The sequence below is a fragment of the Falsiroseomonas sp. genome (genome assembly GCF_030695085.1).
Taxonomy (GTDB): domain Bacteria; phylum Pseudomonadota; class Alphaproteobacteria; order Acetobacterales; family Acetobacteraceae; genus Falsiroseomonas.
Map to the genome: position 1 here is coordinate 33,429 of NZ_JAUYTS010000196.1, position 16,632 is coordinate 50,060.

A 16,632-nucleotide genomic window follows, 5' to 3' on the forward strand; every position below is an offset into this window, starting at 1 on the left:
ATCAGTCGATCTCGGCGGAAGCGTAGCTGTTGATTTCCATCGCGAGGGAGATTTCGACGATCTTCGGGGTCTTCCAGGCCATCACTCTATCCTCCGGCTGCGGCCGGCGAGATACCGGCCCTGAGGACATGACGCTCCGGCCATGTGACTTCAAGGCGAGGCTGCGGCCGGGCGGGGGGACAGGGCGCGTGGGGGCTGAACTTCGCGCGAGAAGCCCGGCAACGGCTTCCGGGTCTTGAAGCGCCCGGTGTAGTGGCAGTATGTTATCTTATAACATAACAGCGCCCGGCCGCCAGGAATCCGCATGATCCGCACCCTCTCCCTTTTGCTCCTTGCCGCCCTTCCGGCCGCCGCCGAGACGGTGACCGCCACGCGGCTGGTCATTGCCGACCATGCCGCCCCGCAGGTGCTGGTGGCCGACGGCTCCGGGGCGCCGCTGCTGCGGCTCGACCTTTCCGAACCCGCGCGGCTGCATCATGGGTTGCATCACGGCCAGGTGGCGCTGCGCGAGGCCCGGATTGGCCGCGTGACGCTGCTCGAGACCGGGTTGCGGCTGGAAGGGCATGGCGACCATGGCGACCTGCATGTGTCCGCGCCATCCCATCTGCCACTGGAACTGCGCGGGCCGCGGCCTTCGCATGTCGTCGGCTCCGATGGCCGGCTCGCGGTGTTCTTCGACGGCGACGGTTCGGCCAGCCTGATCGCCGCAGGTCGCGAGCAATCCCCCACCCGGCTGGCCGCCGCCCATCCGCATCACGGCGTCGCCTACCCCTTCGCCGCCGCCGCCGGGCCGCGCGTGGCGATCAGTGAGGCGCTGGCGGCCGGGGAGCGGCCCTCCGCCGTCAGCCTGCGCGATGCGCAAGGCGCCGAGCTGGCGCGGGAGGATTGCCCGCGCCTGCATGGTGAAGGCCGCACCGGGCCGCTGATCGCCTTCGGCTGCGCCGATGGCGTGCTGCTGCTGGATGCCTCGGGCGGCGCCTTCCGCAAGATCGCCAATCCGGCCGATGCGGGGAACCGGATGGTGCGGAACCTGGCGGGCGGCGAGGATTGGCGCCTGCTGCTCGGCGATTTCGGGCCGCAGGCGATGGTGGTGGTGGACCCGGAGGCGGGGGAGATGCGGGTGGTGGCGCTGCCGGCGCGCCGCCTGCATTTCACCCTGGACCCGGCGCGCGCCGAGACCGGCTTCGCCATCACGGAAGACGGCGTGCTGCATGGCTTCTCCACCCTGGATGGCACGCCGCGCGGGCAGGTCCAGGCCACCGGGCGCTACAGCCTGGAAGGTGGCGCGGCGGTGGCACGGCCCCGGCTTGCCGCCGCCGGCGGGCTGGTGGCGGTGAGCGACCCGGCCGCCGGGCGCGTGGTGCCGCATGACGCGGAAACCCTGGCCCAGACGCGGGTGATCGAGACGGGCGGCGCGCCCTTCGACATCCGCCTGGTCTCGCTGACCGGCGAACGCCATTGAGCGCCCCCATTGAGCGCCATGCTCAATGACGTGACGGAGCGGCCGCGGATCTGGCGGCGCTGGCCGGGCGATGACTGGGCGGCTTTCGAGGCGCTGCCGCCCGCCATCCGCCGCCGCATCCACGAACACGCCTATGATGCCTGGGCGGTGAATGCGCTGATCCTGTTCCGCGCCTTCCGCCGCCAGACCGGCAGCAGCGCGCGCGCGGAACGGCGCCTGCTGCGCTGGTTCGACCAGTGCGAGGCGCAGGAATTTTCCGCTTTTGCGGAAGCGCATCGGCAGCGCACGGGCCGGGATGCGCCGCATCGGGCCGCGCGGGCGACGGTACAGCGCTACACGCGCTGAAGCCCGAAGGCCGGGCGCAGCCGGATGCCGAGCCAGCAGCCCGGCAGCACCGCCAGGAACCACGCCAGCCCATGCAGGCTGGCGGAGGAGGCGCCGCCGAGGAAGGCGCCGATATTGCAGCCGAAGGACAGCCGCGCCCCGATTCCCATCAGCAGCCCACCCAGCGCCGCGCCGGCAGCACCCCGCCAGCCCAGCGCGACGCCATGGCGCAGCTGCCCCCTGGCCGCCGCGGCCAGGAAGGCGCCCAGCATCAGTCCAAGATTGGCCAGCGAGGAAGGCGAGGCAAGCAGCGGCCCAGCCAGTGCCGCCTGCGCCCAGGGCACCTGCCAGAATTCATGCGCCATCAGGTCAGCGCCGAGCCACTGTGCCGGCTGCGCGGCCCAAAGCGTCAATTCGGTGGTGATGCCCCAGGGCATGCCCGAGGCGAGGAACAGCAGCGCCGCCAGGGCGCCGATAATGGCCGCCCGTCGCAGCGCGGACCAGCCCGGCCAGGCGCCCCGCAGCACGGCCGCCGCGGCCAGGGCGAGCAGCGCCTCGGTCACCAGCAGACCGCCCCAGGGACCGAACCAGGGCACCAGGTCCAACGCGCCGAGGCTCGGCAGCCGCAGCGCCGCGGGCAGCAGCAGGCTGCCGACGACACCGCCCACGCAGAAGAACGGCAGCGCCACCGCCATGCGCCGCGAGCCCTGACCCGCGGCAACCAGCACGCCGGAACCGCAGCCACTGGCGATCTGCATCCCGATGCCGAACAGCGCCGCGCCGAGCACAAGGGAAAGCCCGACCGGCGCGACGAAGCGGCCGTAGCCCTCTGCCAGCCCTGCCATCGGCAGGATCACCAGGGCGGCCACGGCGGGCGCGGCGAAGCTCGCACCCGCCATGCGCCCGTCGCCGCGCTCCAGCAGGGCGCGGAAGCTGCCGGCGAAGCCGAAATCCATCAGTACGAAGGCGATGCCGAGGACCAGGGCGGCCGCGAACACGCCGGGCAGCGCGCCATCCGCAAGCGGCAGGATCGCCAGCAGCACCAGCAGGCAGGCCGCCAGCCCACCCAGAAAGGCCAGCAGATGCGGGCGCGTGGTGGCCGGCGGGGCGATGCCGGCCAGTGACATGCTATTGCGCGGCCTGGCGGGCCAGGCGGTCGAGCAGCGCCTCCGTCCCGCGCTGTCCTTCCGGCGGGATGGTGGCGCCGTGACGGGCGAAGACGCGGCTGGCGAGGTCCGCGCCGGTGCTGCGGGTGATGTGCACGCCGCCCTGGTCGTCCTCCCACACCAGCACGCGCATCGGCAGGTCGAGCGCGAGCGTCGGGTTGGCGGCCATGCCGGGCGTGCCGGCGGCGGGGTTGCCGAACAGCACCACGGTGCGGCCGCGCAACGGCAGGCCGGCGTCGCGCGCCGCGGCGGCATGGTCGATCTCGGCGAAGACCTTCCAGCCGGCGGCACGGACCGCCGCACCGAAGCGGTCCAGCGTGGGGCGCAGCGCGTGGGCGCTCGGCAGGGTGACCAGGCCGTTGTCGCCGGCGCCGGCGGGTTGGGCCAGGGCCGGAAGCGCAAGCGGCGTGGCCAGTGCCGCCAGGGCAAGACGGCGGCGGAGGCCGGCGGGGTGGGCTGCTGCGGTCATGGGATTGCCTCCGTGTTGTGCACGGAGCTTCGCCGGGGCCAGCCTTGCGGTTACGGTGGTATTTGGCTGTGCCGCGTGGCGGGGCCGTCGTGGCATGTTGCGCTGGTTGGGGCGCCAGGATCCCCAAGCCGAACTCCGTAGACACTGTGTTTCCCTAGCCAGTCGGCCGCGACGACCGGTCTGCTCCTGTCAGGCCAGGCCGCGGCGGAGGGCGAGGCCGGCCATGGCGATGAGATCGAGCGCCGGCCGGATGACGGCGCACATGGTCAGCGCGCCGTGCAGCAGGCCCGCGACGTGGAGGTGGCTGACGGGCACGCCCTCTCGCTCCAGGCGTCGCGCATAGTCGCAGCCCTCGTCGCACAGCGGGTCGTGGCCGACCGTCAGCACGAAAGCTGGCGCAGTGCCGGACAGCTCGGCGGCGCGCAGCGGCGAGGCGCGCCAATCCGCCCAGCTTGCGGGCTCCGGCGCGTAGCGGTCACGAAACCAGCGCATGCCCGCGGCCGTCAGCGGTAGGCCGGAGGTGAAGCGGGCATGACTGTCATGGCCCTGCGCCATGTCCGTGACAGGATACAGCAGCAGCTGAAGGCGCAGCGCCGGCAGCCTGCCATCCCGAGCCATCAGCGCCGCCACGGCCGCCAGGTTGCCGCCGGCGCTATCGCCCCCCACCGCCAGCCGCGTCGGATCGATGCCTAAGCCCGATGCATGCGCCGCGGCATGGGCGATCGCCTCCGCATAGTCGTCAATGGCCGCTGGAAACGGATGCTCCGGCGCCAGCCGGTAGTCCACGGCCAGCACGGCGCAGCCGGAGGCGTTGCACAGGCTGCGGGCGAGATGGTCATGCGTCGCCAAGTCGCCGAACACCCAGCCCCCGCCATGCGCGAAGACCAGGCAGGGTAGAACCTCCTCCGCACGCGAGCCCTGCGGCCGGTAAAGCCGCATGGCGATGCCGGAGGGCAGGCGCAGGTCGCGCGTCTCCGCCACATCCGGCGGGGGCGGCTGCAGCACAAGCCGACCGGCGGCGTATTGCGCGCGCGCCGGCCCGGTCTCCATCGCTTCCAGCGGCTGACGCCCGGAGGCACGGATCATCTCGAGCAGGGTCAGGCAATCCGGATGCAGCGGCGCGGCCATGACGGGTCATCCCTCGGGGCACGACTTGATTGACACCGCATGGGTGGTGCCGCACCTTTCTTCCAAGGGCAAGAAGCCATCAAGGCTGCCCGGGAAAGGGGAGCGCCGATGTCCAAAACCAATGCGACCACGGTCGGGCGCCGTGCGCTGCTCGGCGGCACCGCCGCCCTCGCGGGATTCCCCAACATCGGCTTCACGCAGCCGCGCCAGCCCATCAAGGTCGGCGTGCCTACCATCCTGTCCGGCCGCGTCGCGCAGCTCGGCCTGTCCTCGCGCAACGCCATGCAGATCGAGGTCGACCGCTTCAACGCCTCCGGCGGGCTCGACGGGCGGCCGATCGAGCTGGTGGTGCGCGACAGCCGTGGCGTGCCGGCGGAAGCAGCCCGTCTGGCGCGGGAGATGATCAGCGGCGAGGGCTGCGAATTCCTGCTGGATGCCGAGCCATCCTCCGGCGGCTTCGCCATTCATGAAGTGGTGCGCGAGACGGGAACGGTGACGCTGCACGTCAACTCCGAGACCTCGTCGCTGACCGCCGATCCGCGCCAGCGCTTCTGGAACGCCTTCCGCGTGGCGCGCCAGGGCATCCATGATTCCATTGCCGGCGGCGCCTATGCCGCGGAGATCGCCAAGGCGCGCAACCTGCGGCGCTGGATGACGGTCTCGCCCGACTACGCCTATGGCCGCGACACCACGGCGGAATTCGTGGAATACGTGAAGAACTTCCACTCCGAGATCCAGATCACCGGCGAGACCTGGCCGCGGCTGTTCCAGGCCGACTACACCGAGAACATCACGCGGCTGTCGCAGGGCCGGCCGCAGGCGGTGTATTCCTGCCTCTGGGCCGGCGATTTGGTGACCTTCGTCGAACAGGCCTCGATCTTTGGGCTGTTCCAGCAGTCGCAGTTCTTCGCGGTCAACATGGCAGACTACACGACGCTGCAGCAGGTGCGTAACCTGCCGGCGGGCGTGCACTCCGGCAACCGCTACCTGCGCAACTTCCCGGACGTGCCGGAGAATCAGGAATTCGCCGCGGAATACAACCGCCGCTTCAACACCTTCCCAACCAACTGGTCCTGGCAGGCCGCGACATCGGTGCGCCTGCTGGGCACGGCGCTGCGCCAGGCTGGCGGCACCGATCCGCGCGCGGTCGCCGGCAAGCTGAAGGGCATGACCATCGACAGTCCCTTTGGCGTCGGCGGCAAGCTGACGATGCGCGCGGAAGACCAGACTCTGGTGGACTATGCCATCGGCTGGGGGGTCACCATCGCGCAGGACCCCTACATCCAGCGCATGACGCCCGCCGACTGGGCCGTGATCTACCGGCTGGAGGCGGAGTGGAAACGCAGCAAGGGCTGGACCTGAGCAACCCGGATGGAACTGGCCGAACTCGGCGAATGCCTCTCCTCCGTCTCCTGCATCGTAACGCAGAGCGCGGCGGGGCTGACCATCGGGATGCTGCTGTTCCTGGTCGCCTCCGGCCTGACGCTGATCTTCGGTGTGCTTGGGCTGGTGAACTTCGCGCATGGCTCGCTCTACATGATCGGCGCCTACCTGGCGCTGACTGTGCATGGCGCGACGCAGAGCTTCGCTCTGGCGGTGGTGGCGGGCACGCTGGGCACGGCCCTGTTCGGGCTGTTCTTCGAGCGCTTCCTGCTCAGCCGCATCTATGGCCGCGACGTACTGATGCAGTTGCTGGTCTGCTATGCGGTCATCCTGATCCTCGATGACCTGGTGAAGATCATCTGGGGCGCGGATTTCCGCAGCATGGGCGTGCCGGAGGAATTCCGCCGGCCACCCTTCATCATCGGCGGCGGCATCGTGCCGTACTTCTACGCCATCCTCTTCGCCATTACCGCCGCCATCGCGGTCTTGCTTGCCTGGGGCATGGGGCGCACGCGCTTCGGGCGCATCGTGCGCGCGGCGGCCATCAACCCCGGCATGGTCGGTGCGCTCGGCATCAACACCACCGTGATCTACGCCGCCGTCTTCGCCATCGGCGCCGGGCTGGCCGGTGCGGCGGGGGCCCTGTCCGCGCCGATCCGCTCCGTCGTCGCCGGCGCGGGCGTCTCCATCCTGATCGAGAGCTTCATCGTCACCGTCATCGGCGGCATGGGCTCGATCGGCGGCGCGCTCGCGGCGGCGCTGATCCTGGGCTTCACGCGGTCCTTCGGCTCCATCGGCTTCCCGCTGTTCGTCGAGGGCGCGATGTTCGCCATGATGGCGCTGGTGCTGCTGCTGCGCCCGAGCGGCCTCGGCGGGAAGCGTCCCTCATGAGGGATGGCGTGCTGCGCGATGCCGGGATTGCCACGCTGGTGCTGGCTGGCTTCCTGGCGGTGACGCTGGGCGGCTTCGGCTCCGCCGGGCTGCTGGACTTCGCCATCCGCTTTGCCACCTTCGGCCTGCTGGCGCTGTCGCTGAATCTGCTGATCGGCACCACCGGCCTCGTCTCCTTCGGCCACGCCGCGTATTTCGCCATGGGCGCCTACGCCTTCGGGCTACTGATGCAGCGCGCCGGCCTGTCCATCCCCCTGGCCATCCTGCTGGCGCTGGGCTGCACGGCGCTTCTGGCCCTGGTGGTGGGCGCGCTCTGCGTGCGGCTGTCGGAAATCTACTTCGCCTTCCTGACACTCGCCTTCCAGATGCTGCTGCATTCCGTGATCCTGTCCTGGATCTCGCTGACCGGCGGCGACCAGGGGCTGATGGGCGGCATCCCAAAGCCACCCTTCCTGGGCATCGACCTGTCGCGGCCGCTGCACCTGGCGGGATTCGGCATGGCCTGCCTGCTGGTCTCCACCGTAGCGCTGCGGCAGGTGGTGCGCTCGCCCTTCGGGGCCGCGCTGCGGATGCTGCGGGACAACCCGGATAGGGCCGCCTTCGTCGGTCTGTCCGTCTATCGCTATCGCCTGGCAGCCTTCGTCATCGCCGGCACCTTCGCGGGCCTCGGCGGGGTGCTGATGAGCCTGTATGTTTCGGGCGCCTTCCCCACCTTCGCATTCTGGACCACCTCGGGCGAGGCGATCTTCATGATCATGCTCGGCGGCGTCACCGTGTTCCTCGGCCCGCTGGTCGGCGTCGCGATCTTCCTGATCCTGAACGACCGCATCACCGCCGTGACGGAGCATCACGGCCTGTTCCTCGGCATCATCCTGCTGGTTATCGTGCTTGGCCTGCGCAAGGGGTTACTCGATTTCGTGGTGGATCACTGGCGCGCCCGCCGGGGTGCGAGCCCATGAGTTTCTCCGGCCGCATCGCAGTGGTCACCGGCGGCGCCAGCGGCATCGGCGCCGCCTGCTGCCGGCTGCTGGCCGCGCGTGGCGCGCGCGTGGTGGTCGCGGATCTCGACACGGCGCGGGCGCAGGCGCTGGCGGCGGAACTCCTCGGCATGGCGCTGACGCTCGACGTCGCCTCCCGCGACGCGAACGAGGCGGCGGCGGCGCAGGTCGAGGCCGATCTCGGCCCGGTGGATTTGCTGGTGACCTCTGCCGGCATCATCCAGCGCCCGGTGCGGGCGGAGGCGATGACGGAGGCGGAGGTCGAGCAGGTGGTCCACGTCGACCAGATCGGCACCTGGAACTCCGCTGTCGCCTTCGGCACGCGCATGGCCCGGCGCGGCCATGGCGCCGTCGTCACCATTGCCTCCATCGCCGGCATGCGGTCCATGCCGCTGCACGCCTATTCGCCAGCCAAGGCCGCGGTCATCGAGATGACGCGCTGCCTCGCCGCCGAATGGGGCCGCTCCGGCGTGCGGGTGAACGCCGTTTCGCCGGGCTACACGCTCACCCCCGCGCTCGGCGCCGCCATCGCCGCCGGGGAGCGCGACCCGTCGCTGCTGGAAAACTCCAGCGCGCTCGGCCGGATGGTGACGCCGGAGGACATCGCGGAGGCCGTGGCCTTCCTCGCCTCCGACGCCGCCCGCTCCATCACCGGGGTGAACCTGCCGGTGGATGCCGGCTGGCTCGTCGCCCCATCCTGGGGCGCCTATGGTGGGCTGCCTCCTGCCCGCGGCAACGCGCCGTGAGCGGCGGAAGGCTGGAGCTGCGGGGCCTGAGCAAGGCCTTCGGCGGCGTGGTGGCGACCGACGACGTCTCCCTGGTCTTCGAGCCGGGCACGCTGTCCGCCATCATCGGCCCGAACGGCGCCGGCAAGACCACGCTGTTCCACCTGATCACCGGCAAGCTATTGCCCACCGCCGGCCAGGTGCTGCTGGATGGCACGGACATCACCGGGCTGGACCGCCGCGACATCGTGCGCCGCGGCATCGGCCGCGCCTTCCAGGTGGCGAACCTGTTCCCGAGCTTCACGGTGGAGCAGGCACTGGCCGCGGCGCTGATGGCGCATGAGGGCCGCACCGCGCGGCTGCTCGGCGCCTTCCCACCCGCCGACATCGCGGCGCGCGCCGGGGAGGTGATGGAGCTGTGCGGGCTGACCCCTCTGGCGCGGACCGTTTCCGCCAACCTGTCGCATGGCGACCAGAAGCTGCTCGACATCGCGCTGGCCCTGGCGCTCGATCCCAAGGTGCTGCTGCTGGACGAACCCACCGCCGGCATGGGCCCGGATGAACGCTGGCGAATGATCGACCGCGTGCATCGCCTGTGGGAGGCGCGCGGCCTGACGCTGGTGTTCATCGAGCACGACATGGACATCGTCTTCCGCATCGCGCAGTCGGTCCGTGTGCTGCGCTACGGCGCCGTGCTGGCCCAGGGCACGCCGGACGAGGTGCGGCGCAACCCCGCCGTCGTCGAGGCCTATCTCGGCGCCGACCATGCGCTGGACCCGGCGTGATGAGCGAACTCGAAGTAGAAGCTCTGGACGCCGCCTATGGCCACAGCCAAGTACTTTTCGGCGTGGGCTTCGCGGTGGAGCGTGGCGAAACGCTGGCCCTGATGGGCCGCAACGGCGCCGGCAAGAGCACCACCTTCAAGGCCATCGCCGGCCTGCTGCCGCCGCGCGCCGGCCGCGTGGTCGTCCGCGGGCAGGATGTGGCCGGCCGCAAGCCCTACCGCATCGCCCGCGCCGGCATCGGCTTCGTGCCGGAGGACCGCCAAGTGTTTCCTGAACACACGGTGGAGGAAAACCTGGAGATCGCGGAACGCGAGGGCGCCGGCGGCCGCGACTGGAACCGCGCGCGGGCCTTCGAGATGTTCCCCATGCTCGCGCCGCTGCGCCGCCGCTATGCCGGCCGCCTCTCGGGCGGCGAGCAGCAGATGCTGACCATCGCGCGCTGCCTGATGGGCAACCCGGCCGTGCTGCTGCTCGACGAACCCTCGGAAGGTCTGGCGCCGCTGATCGTGCAGGAGATCGGAAGGCTGATCCGCAGCCTGCGCGAGCTGGGCACCACCATCGTGCTGGCCGAACAGAACAGCCGCTTCTGCCTGGGCGTTGCGACGCAGGTGGCGGTAATCGACAAAGGCAGTATCGTCTGGTCGGGAACCGCTGACGAGTTCCGCGCGCAGCCGGATCTGCAGGCGCGCTACCTCCAGGTCTGATCTTCCATGCAAGCCCTCTCCCCCAAGCAGGGGAGAGGGTTCCTCAGCTCAGCGCGAACCCCTCGTATCCCCGCGCCGCCACCTCCTCGCAAATGCGGCGGTAATGCGCCATGCCGCCGGCATAAGGCATGAAGACGCGGGGCTTGCCCGGGACGTTGGCGCCGAGATACCAGGACGACGCGGCCTGTGGCAGCAGCGTCGCCTCCGCCGCCGCATTCACCTGCGCCACCCAATCCTCCGCTGCCTCCGGCTTCGCCTCGATGCGGGAAAGGCCATCGGCGCGCAGGCGCGCGATACAGTCGGTGATCCAGTCGACATGCTGCTCAATGGCAACGGGCATGTTGCACAGGACGGAGGGGCTGCCGGGGCCGGTGATGGTGAACAGGTTCGGAAAGCCCGGCACGCCAAGACCGAGATGGCTGCGCGGCCCCTCCGACCAGGCATCCCGCAGCGAAAGCCCGTCGCGGCCCCTGATGTCGATGCGCAGCAGAGGCCCGGTCATGGCGTCGAAGCCGGTCGCGAAAACGATGATGTCGAGCGGGTAGTACGCCTCGCTGGTCTCGATTCCGGTGCGGGTGATGCGCTGGATCGGCGCGCGGCGCACATCCACCAGCTTTACGTTGTCGCGATTGAAGGTCTCGAAATAGTCGCTGTCGATCGGCGGGCGCTTCGCCGCATAGGGGTGGTCGATGTCGGCCAGCAGCGCGGCGGTGGCGGGATCGCGGACGATCTGATGGATTTTCGCCTTGATGAAGGAGGCGGCCGTCTCGTTCGCCTCCAGGTTGCTGAGCAGGTCCTTGAAGGTGGCGCGGAACTGCAACCCGCCCTTCGCCCAGGCCGCCTCGTACAGAGCTAACCGTTCCTCCGGCGTGGTGGCCAACGCCGAACGCTCCGAGATGCGGAAGGGATGCCCGTTCGTCGTCTCGCGCATCGTGCGCTTGATCTCGTCGAGGTTATCGCGGAGGTACTGCCGGAATTCCGGCGTCAGCGGCGCATTCTGCGCTGGCACGCTATAGTTGGCAGTGCGCTGGAACACCGTCAGGTGCCCCGCCGTCTGCGCGATGACCGGCGCGGCCTGGATGCCGGTGGAGCCCGTGCCGACGAGACCGACGCGCTTGCCGGTAAATTCCACTCCCTCATGCGGCCACTCACCGGTGTGGACCCAACGCCCGCCGAACTCGCCGAGGCCCTCGATGCGGGGGACATTGGCGGTGGACAGGCAACCAACCGCGGTAATCAGGTAGCGCGCCGCAATCTCCTCCCCCGCCTCGGTCCGCAGCCGCCATAGATTGGCTTCGACATCGTAACGCGCCGAGACCACGCGGGTGCCGAGCCGGATGCTGCGCCGCAGGTCGAAACGGTCGGCGACGTGGTTGAGGTAGCGCATTATCTCCGGCTGCTCGGGGTAGCGCTCCGACCACTCCCATTCCGCCATCAATTCGTCGGAAAACGTGTAGCAATAGGAATGGCTCTCCGAATCGCAGCGGGCACCGGGATAGCGGTTCCAGTACCAGGTGCCGCCCACGCCATCGCCGGCCTCCAGCACCTGCACCACAAGCCCAAGCCGGTCGCGCAGAGCGTGCAACTGGTACAGGCCAGAGAAGCCGGCGCCGATGATGACCGCGTCGAGCGCGCTCGGCGGCGGAAGGCTGGCGGCGTGGTGGTCGGGCATGTCTGGCGGGCCCCTTCATGCGGCGAGAAATTCTGCGCCCCAGCGGGACCTGCCGCAAGCCGGCCGGCTGCGGTGATGGGCGCGCCCTCGCTCGCCGCCATGCTGCTGATCCGCGTCGGCAATGCCTTCACCGGTGGCTTCGCGCGGCCGGAGATCCTGGGCCGTGTCGGCATCCCCGTCTTCTTCGGCGCCGTCGCCAGTACCACGCCCGTCGCGAAGGACGACGTTGATAGCTGGGCCGCGGCGGCGGGACCGGAGCGGCTGGCGTGTGTCCCGCTGATGTGTCCCATCTGGGCCTCGTCCCTTCGGAGCGAATCCGACTGACAAAACCCTTTTGAAACGGCCGCTTGCGGGCCGGCTGGTTGGGGCGCCAGGATTCGAACCTGGGAATGGCGGTACCAAAAACCGCTGCCTTACCGCTTGGCTACGCCCCAATGCTGCGTGCCGCGCCGCGGCGCATCGGGTAGCGCAGCCGGCGCCCGGCCGCAACCGCCCCCTCCCGCAACAATCACCGCGACAACGATCACGGGATTCACCGCGGGTTCACCGGCCCCTGGCACCATGCCGCCACGGGGTCTGCCGGCGCGGGCCCCTGTACCAGCCCCGCAACAGGCGGAGGGCGGGCACCGGGCAACCCCTCGGCCGCAAAAGCGGCCCCGGGCGATGCCGCGGGCCCAGGCGCCGAACGTTCCGGATTTCCTGACCATGTGCTGGCTCTGCCGGTCTGCTGATGCGGCGCCCGTCTTCGGGGCCGCGACCGCACCCTTGTGGGCCGACCAACCGCAGGAAGCCTCGGCGCGCTTCCAGTTCACCAAATCCGGCCATGCCGGGGTGGACGGGCTGCTGAGCGGCTATGCCTGGGACATGCGCGACCCGCTGACCTTCTCCTTCCCCGACAGCGGCAGCGATTACGAGGCCTGGTACGGCACCAGCGAGCCGACCCGCGGCTTCGCCCAGGTCAGCGGCATGATGCAGCACGCGATCCGCAAGATCCTGGTGGGTGAGGCTGCGGGCGGGCCGGGCAGCCCCGGTGTCTCCGTCACCGGCTTCACCAACCTGGCGATGTATGAGGCGGCGGAGGACTGGACCGCGGATATCCGCATCGCCCGGTCCTCCGTCCCCTCCACCGCCTGGGCCTATTACCCGAATGGGCGGGAAGGCGGCGATGTCTGGTTCGGCACCCGCGCCGCCTTCCTGACGCCGACGCTGGGCAGCTACGGCTTCATGGTGGCGGTGCACGAACTCGGCCATGCGCTGGGGCTGAAGCACCCGCATGAGACCTCGAACGGCTTCGGCGCCATGCCGCGGGAGTGGGATTCGCTGGAATTCACCGTGATGTCCTACCGGTCCCATACCGGATCGACCACCACCAGCGGCTACACCAATGGCGCGGATGACTACGCGCAGAGCTGGATGATGCTGGATATCGCGGCGCTGCAGCATCTGTACGGTGCCGATTACGGCGCCCATGCCGGCAATACCCGCTATAGCTGGAACCCCCTGACCGGGGAGACGCTGATCAACGGCGTCGGCCAGGGCGCGCCCGGCGCCAACCGCGTCTTCCTGACCATCTGGGATGGTGGTGGCATCGATACCTATGATCTCTCGAACTACGCCAATGGCGTCTCGGTCGACCTCACCCCAGGTGGCTCATCCGTCACCGCCACCAACCAGCTTGCCCGGCTGGATACAAGGGTGGGGCAGGAGGTGCTGGCGCGCGGCAATGTCTTCAACGCCCTGCTGTTCAACGACAATCCAGCTTCCCTGATCGAGAATGCGATTGGCGGGGCGGGGAATGACACGCTCTCCGGCAACAGCGCGACCAACCATCTGCAGGGCGGCGCCGGGGCGGATCTGCTGCTGGGGCTCGGCGGCGACGACATACTGGATGGCGGGGCGGGGGCCGATACCATGATCGGCGGCACCGGGCATGACCTGTACCATGTGGACCATCCGGGTGACGTGGTTGTGGAACGCGCGGGCGAGGGCACGGACACCATCCATGGCGCTACCGCCACCGTCACCCTGCCCGATGCGGTGGAGGCGCTGGTGCTCGGCGCCGGCGCCGTGACCGGAATCGGCAACATGCTGGGCAACCTGATCGTCGGCAATGCGGCGGCCAACCGGCTGGAGGGCCGTGGCGGCGGCAACATCCTGGAGGGTCGTGGCGGCAACGACACGCTGGTGGGTGGCGCCGGGGCCGATATCTTAGTGCTGCGCCCGGGCGATGGCATGGACCGGATCGAGCAGTTCACCAGCGGCACGGACCAGCTGGCCCTGCTCGGCTTCGGCCGCAGCGCCACCGCCATCCTGGCGCTGGCGGTGCCGGAGGCCGAAGGGCTGCGCATCGACCTCGGCGGTGGCGACGGGGTGTTGCTGGCCGGGCTGACCCGGATGCAGTTCACCGCCGCCGACATCATCACCTGAGCTAGCCCGTCGAGCCGTGGTGCAACGATGCGGCCTGGTGCAAGACCTTCCCCAGCATCGGCAGGCCGGGCATCAAGACAATTCGGCAATTTCCTGCCACGGCATGTCCCGCAGGTCGCACTCCGGAGTGGCGACAATCCCCAGGACCGGTCGAGCCAGCAGTTTACGACCGACATAGAGATTTAGCACGCGCCAGTAGTGGTATATCCAAGGGCCCCATGCGGGCTGGTCCTGGTACACCTTGGCACCGACAACGAAGAAGATCTGATCCTCTGGCAAGGCGACCCGGTGTGTGATGTCACGATGCCAGCCTTGAGGTGCGGCGAGTACCGCCACGAGGTGACAGTCGCCGGCAACGACCGGTAAGAACACATCCTCCATTTCGATGCCGGTCGCGTCCATCTGGAAGCCTTGGCGGTAAAGAAAGGCGATAACCTGCCCTTTCTCAGTATTCTGCATCGCCTGCTCCACGCCCCGGAGTGACTGGTTGCCGGCAATCACCTTGCCGCCGACGCTCAGGGCGAGCAGCACCACGAAAATGAACTTAAGTGGGGCTGAGGCGTGCACGGCGAGTCCCCCACATGCAGATTCCGAGCACCACCGCAATGCTCAGCCAACTTGCTACGGTGGCGCCAATCGTGCCGTGGATGAGATCAAAATGCTCCTGGTGCAAGACCATTAGGCTAATGCGGGTGACGTTGATGACCACGACGGAGAGGCAGGCAAGTAGGCACCAGCCAATATTCTGGAAAGACCATTCGACGCCGCGGAACTGCGCGAACAGCACCCAGCATAAAATGGCGAGCGAGATGTTTGCGAGCGAGGAGCAGGCTGGCGCAATCCAGACATAACCATCACCGTCCGCGAAGCGCACGGTATTGCCTATCGTCTCGGTTCCAGCGAGCCACCCGACCAGGACGGCGTCGGCGCCCAGGACAGGACCACTTGCTGAGTGCAGCAGCACGCGGCCCCAGAACATCGTACCGGTTGTGGCCAGAAGGATCCAAGCCCCGCTACGCATCGGGGAATAAGGCTGTCTGCCGCGAAGCGTGAATGAGCCGCGCAGGATGTAGAACGCGAGTCCGGTGAGGGCGACCCAGCTCAATGGCCAAAAAGGCAGAATAAATGCCATCATGACGAATGCCGCGACAACCATGTCGGTGCGGAGGAGCGGTTGCCGCTGCTCACGAAGAAACATCAGCGGACAAGCGACGAAGGCCACCCAAACGACAGCACTAATGTTAAAGGTCGCAAAGAGTGCCGTTGCTATCCCCTCATTCACGACTCCTTCTTGCACACGACCGACAATCCCGTTTGCAAAGCCTAGGACGGAGAGGCCTGCAAACAGCCCGGCACGAGAGACGCCGACCGCGAGACCTCCGATCTCGGTCTCAAGATCCTTTTTTAAAGCCAGGGACTTCGAGACGGCAGCCACTGCGACCACGACTGCCCTCTCTAGAGCTGTTCCGCCTCGTTGTGCTGTTGCCCGCTTGTGTTCTTCTGCCGCTGACGGAGTTTGTAAGCACCTACCGCGCCAGCGACGAGGAGGATGGGTAGTCCTGCCCCGAGGAGCGGGCCCGGCGCGGCTCGGCCTCCACGGCCATAGCCACCACCAGGAGGTGAGTTACCCCGGTCACTTGCCGACTGCGCGAGAATAGGTCCGCCAGTAGTAAGGACCATTACAGCAGCTGCCGCGAGTAGCTTCGGATTAAGTTTTCTCATATCTTCCTCCCTCACCGGTCATGTCGCTACGTTATCGAGAGTGCCATGAACGCCGCGAATGAGGCAACACCTAAGAAATTTCTACTTCGTTACGAGTCTGCTGAAATATATCATTTTTCATATATAAAACTTACTGCGGTTAAAATAAAGAAAGTTCTTAGTGTGGAGCTTCGGCTGAGCCACTAACTTTTTCCTGAACGGCTCCGGGTTGTCCAGCAATCGTGATCAAGTTGCCAGTGCACTGACACAGACGGATGATTCACGTCCCTGCTGAGGCATGCCCGGCTGGGCGAATGGCCCAGGAAGTATGCGTCATTGTTGATGCTGGTGATCGTGCGCGATTGGCTGCCATCGCCTCCGACCGGAACCGCCCGCAGAAGCACGTCCAGCGCGCCCGGATCATCCTGTATAGCGGGGAAAAGCCCCTTTTTAAGCAGGCTGGCTGCGGTGGGGTGGGCCTTCATTTGCGTTCTGTCGATCATCAGCCGATCAGGCGGTCCAGCCTCGGAAGCCGGCGCCGCGAAGATGCGGTCGAACACGCCAAGGCTCCAGCGCGCGAAGCGTGTTGTAGCGCGTCTCGTGCTGCCCGTATGCAACGGGCGCATCGCTCCACTCTAGCCGGTGGCGGATGACGTAGATGATGCCGCTGATCACCCGGCGGTCATCCACCCGCGGCACGCCGTGCGAGCGCGGGAAGTGGGGCGACAGGCGACGCATCTGGGTGAGCGTCAGCAGGAAGGGCAGTGCGGACATGGCGGGACCTCCGCCACATCCAG

18 protein-coding genes, 1 tRNA gene and 1 pseudogene are annotated in these 16,632 nt (G+C 68.4%); 11 read left to right on the plus strand and 9 right to left on the minus strand.

Features of this window, described 5'->3' with window-relative positions; translation table 11 throughout:
* Position 1: 1 nt before the first annotated feature.
* Complete coding sequence (gene pqqA / locus Q8S40_RS21055; RefSeq protein WP_305671972.1) at positions 2-130, minus strand: pyrroloquinoline quinone precursor peptide PqqA; 129 nt, start codon at positions 128-130, stop codon at positions 2-4.
* Between the two features lie 174 nt (positions 131-304).
* Here pqqA and Q8S40_RS21060 point away from each other — a divergent pair, with 174 nt between their 5' ends.
* Positions 305-1,462: a hypothetical protein gene (locus Q8S40_RS21060; protein WP_305671973.1), complete on the plus strand. Its 1,158-nt coding sequence runs from the start codon at positions 305-307 to the stop codon at positions 1,460-1,462.
* Between the two features lie 18 nt (positions 1,463-1,480).
* On the plus strand, positions 1,481-1,807 hold the full coding sequence (locus Q8S40_RS21065; RefSeq protein ID WP_305671987.1) for a DUF6525 family protein: 327 nt from the start codon (positions 1,481-1,483) through the stop codon (positions 1,805-1,807).
* On the opposite strand, the gene Q8S40_RS21070 is transcribed toward Q8S40_RS21065, so the two are convergent.
* The 3 genes from Q8S40_RS21070 to Q8S40_RS21080 form a co-directional block, all read right to left on the minus strand.
* On the minus strand, positions 1,795-2,913 hold the full coding sequence (locus tag Q8S40_RS21070; protein ID WP_305671974.1) for a YeeE/YedE thiosulfate transporter family protein: 1,119 nt from the start codon (positions 2,911-2,913) through the stop codon (positions 1,795-1,797). The two genes, Q8S40_RS21065 and Q8S40_RS21070, sit on opposite strands and share 13 nt — an antisense overlap.
* Position 2,914: 1 nt before the next feature.
* Positions 2,915-3,421, minus strand: a complete 507-nt coding sequence (locus tag Q8S40_RS21075; protein WP_305671975.1) for a DUF302 domain-containing protein — start codon at positions 3,419-3,421, stop codon at positions 2,915-2,917.
* 189 nt (positions 3,422-3,610) lie between these two features.
* Positions 3,611-4,549 carry an alpha/beta hydrolase gene (locus Q8S40_RS21080; protein WP_305671976.1) on the minus strand — a complete coding sequence of 313 codons (939 nt, stop codon included), beginning with the start codon at positions 4,547-4,549 and terminating at the stop codon, positions 3,611-3,613.
* 108 nt (positions 4,550-4,657) lie between these two features.
* On the opposite strand from Q8S40_RS21080, the gene Q8S40_RS21085 reads away from it, so the two are divergent.
* From Q8S40_RS21085 to Q8S40_RS21110, 6 genes are read left to right on the plus strand one after another with little or no spacing between them, the layout of a single operon-like run.
* On the plus strand, positions 4,658-5,911 hold the full coding sequence (locus Q8S40_RS21085) for an ABC transporter substrate-binding protein (RefSeq protein ID WP_305671977.1): 1,254 nt from the start codon (positions 4,658-4,660) through the stop codon (positions 5,909-5,911).
* 9 nt (positions 5,912-5,920) lie between these two features.
* A complete protein-coding gene (locus Q8S40_RS21090; RefSeq protein WP_304814273.1) occupies positions 5,921-6,823 on the plus strand; it encodes a branched-chain amino acid ABC transporter permease in 903 nt (300 codons plus the stop codon).
* Positions 6,820-7,782 carry a branched-chain amino acid ABC transporter permease gene (locus Q8S40_RS21095; protein WP_305671978.1) on the plus strand — a complete coding sequence of 321 codons (963 nt, stop codon included), beginning with the start codon at positions 6,820-6,822 and terminating at the stop codon, positions 7,780-7,782. The genes Q8S40_RS21090 and Q8S40_RS21095 overlap by 4 nt, the downstream gene beginning before the upstream one ends.
* Complete coding sequence (locus Q8S40_RS21100) at positions 7,779-8,567, plus strand: SDR family NAD(P)-dependent oxidoreductase (RefSeq protein WP_305671979.1); 789 nt, start codon at positions 7,779-7,781, stop codon at positions 8,565-8,567. The genes Q8S40_RS21095 and Q8S40_RS21100 overlap by 4 nt, the downstream gene beginning before the upstream one ends.
* On the plus strand, positions 8,564-9,331 hold the full coding sequence (locus Q8S40_RS21105; RefSeq protein WP_304814270.1) for an ABC transporter ATP-binding protein: 768 nt from the start codon (positions 8,564-8,566) through the stop codon (positions 9,329-9,331). Before Q8S40_RS21100 ends, Q8S40_RS21105 begins: the two co-directional genes overlap by 4 nt.
* Positions 9,331-10,035 carry an ABC transporter ATP-binding protein gene (locus Q8S40_RS21110; RefSeq protein ID WP_305671980.1) on the plus strand — a complete coding sequence of 235 codons (705 nt, stop codon included), beginning with the start codon at positions 9,331-9,333 and terminating at the stop codon, positions 10,033-10,035. The genes Q8S40_RS21105 and Q8S40_RS21110 overlap by 1 nt, the downstream gene beginning before the upstream one ends.
* A 43-nt stretch (positions 10,036-10,078) precedes the next feature.
* On the opposite strand, the gene Q8S40_RS21115 is transcribed toward Q8S40_RS21110, so the two are convergent.
* Complete coding sequence (locus Q8S40_RS21115; RefSeq protein ID WP_305671981.1) at positions 10,079-11,707, minus strand: NAD(P)/FAD-dependent oxidoreductase; 1,629 nt, start codon at positions 11,705-11,707, stop codon at positions 10,079-10,081.
* A gap of 75 nt (positions 11,708-11,782) precedes the next feature.
* On the opposite strand from Q8S40_RS21115, the gene Q8S40_RS21120 reads away from it, so the two are divergent.
* Positions 11,783-12,031, plus strand: a complete 249-nt coding sequence (locus tag Q8S40_RS21120) for a hypothetical protein (RefSeq protein ID WP_305671982.1) — start codon at positions 11,783-11,785, stop codon at positions 12,029-12,031.
* Between the two features lie 35 nt (positions 12,032-12,066).
* On the opposite strand, the gene Q8S40_RS21125 is transcribed toward Q8S40_RS21120, so the two are convergent.
* Positions 12,067-12,141: transfer RNA gene (locus Q8S40_RS21125), tRNA-Gln, on the minus strand.
* Positions 12,142-12,472: 331 nt separating this feature from the next.
* Between Q8S40_RS21125 and Q8S40_RS21130 the strand changes: the two genes are divergently transcribed.
* The gene (locus Q8S40_RS21130; RefSeq protein WP_305671983.1) at positions 12,473-14,134 is read left to right on the plus strand and encodes a M10 family metallopeptidase; all 1,662 of its coding nucleotides are present in this window, start codon (positions 12,473-12,475) and stop codon (positions 14,132-14,134) included.
* Positions 14,135-14,206: 72 nt separating this feature from the next.
* Here Q8S40_RS21130 and Q8S40_RS21135 read toward each other — a convergent pair whose 3' ends face one another.
* Together Q8S40_RS21135 and Q8S40_RS21140 are read right to left on the minus strand one after the other, a co-directional pair.
* A complete protein-coding gene (locus tag Q8S40_RS21135) occupies positions 14,207-14,665 on the minus strand; it encodes a hypothetical protein (RefSeq protein ID WP_305671984.1) in 459 nt (152 codons plus the stop codon).
* Between the two features lie 13 nt (positions 14,666-14,678).
* Entirely contained in the window at positions 14,679-15,569 is an 891-nt protein-coding gene (locus Q8S40_RS21140; RefSeq protein WP_305671985.1) for a hypothetical protein, read from the minus strand.
* 580 nt (positions 15,570-16,149) lie between these two features.
* Between Q8S40_RS21140 and Q8S40_RS21145 the strand changes: the two are divergent.
* Positions 16,150-16,311: pseudogene (locus Q8S40_RS21145) on the plus strand (IS630 family transposase); the annotation flags it as partial.
* Between the two features lie 34 nt (positions 16,312-16,345).
* On the opposite strand, the gene Q8S40_RS21150 reads toward Q8S40_RS21145, so the two are convergent.
* Positions 16,346-16,632 (minus strand): transposase (locus Q8S40_RS21150; protein ID WP_371136870.1); only part of this gene is annotated, 287 nt, incomplete at its 5' end.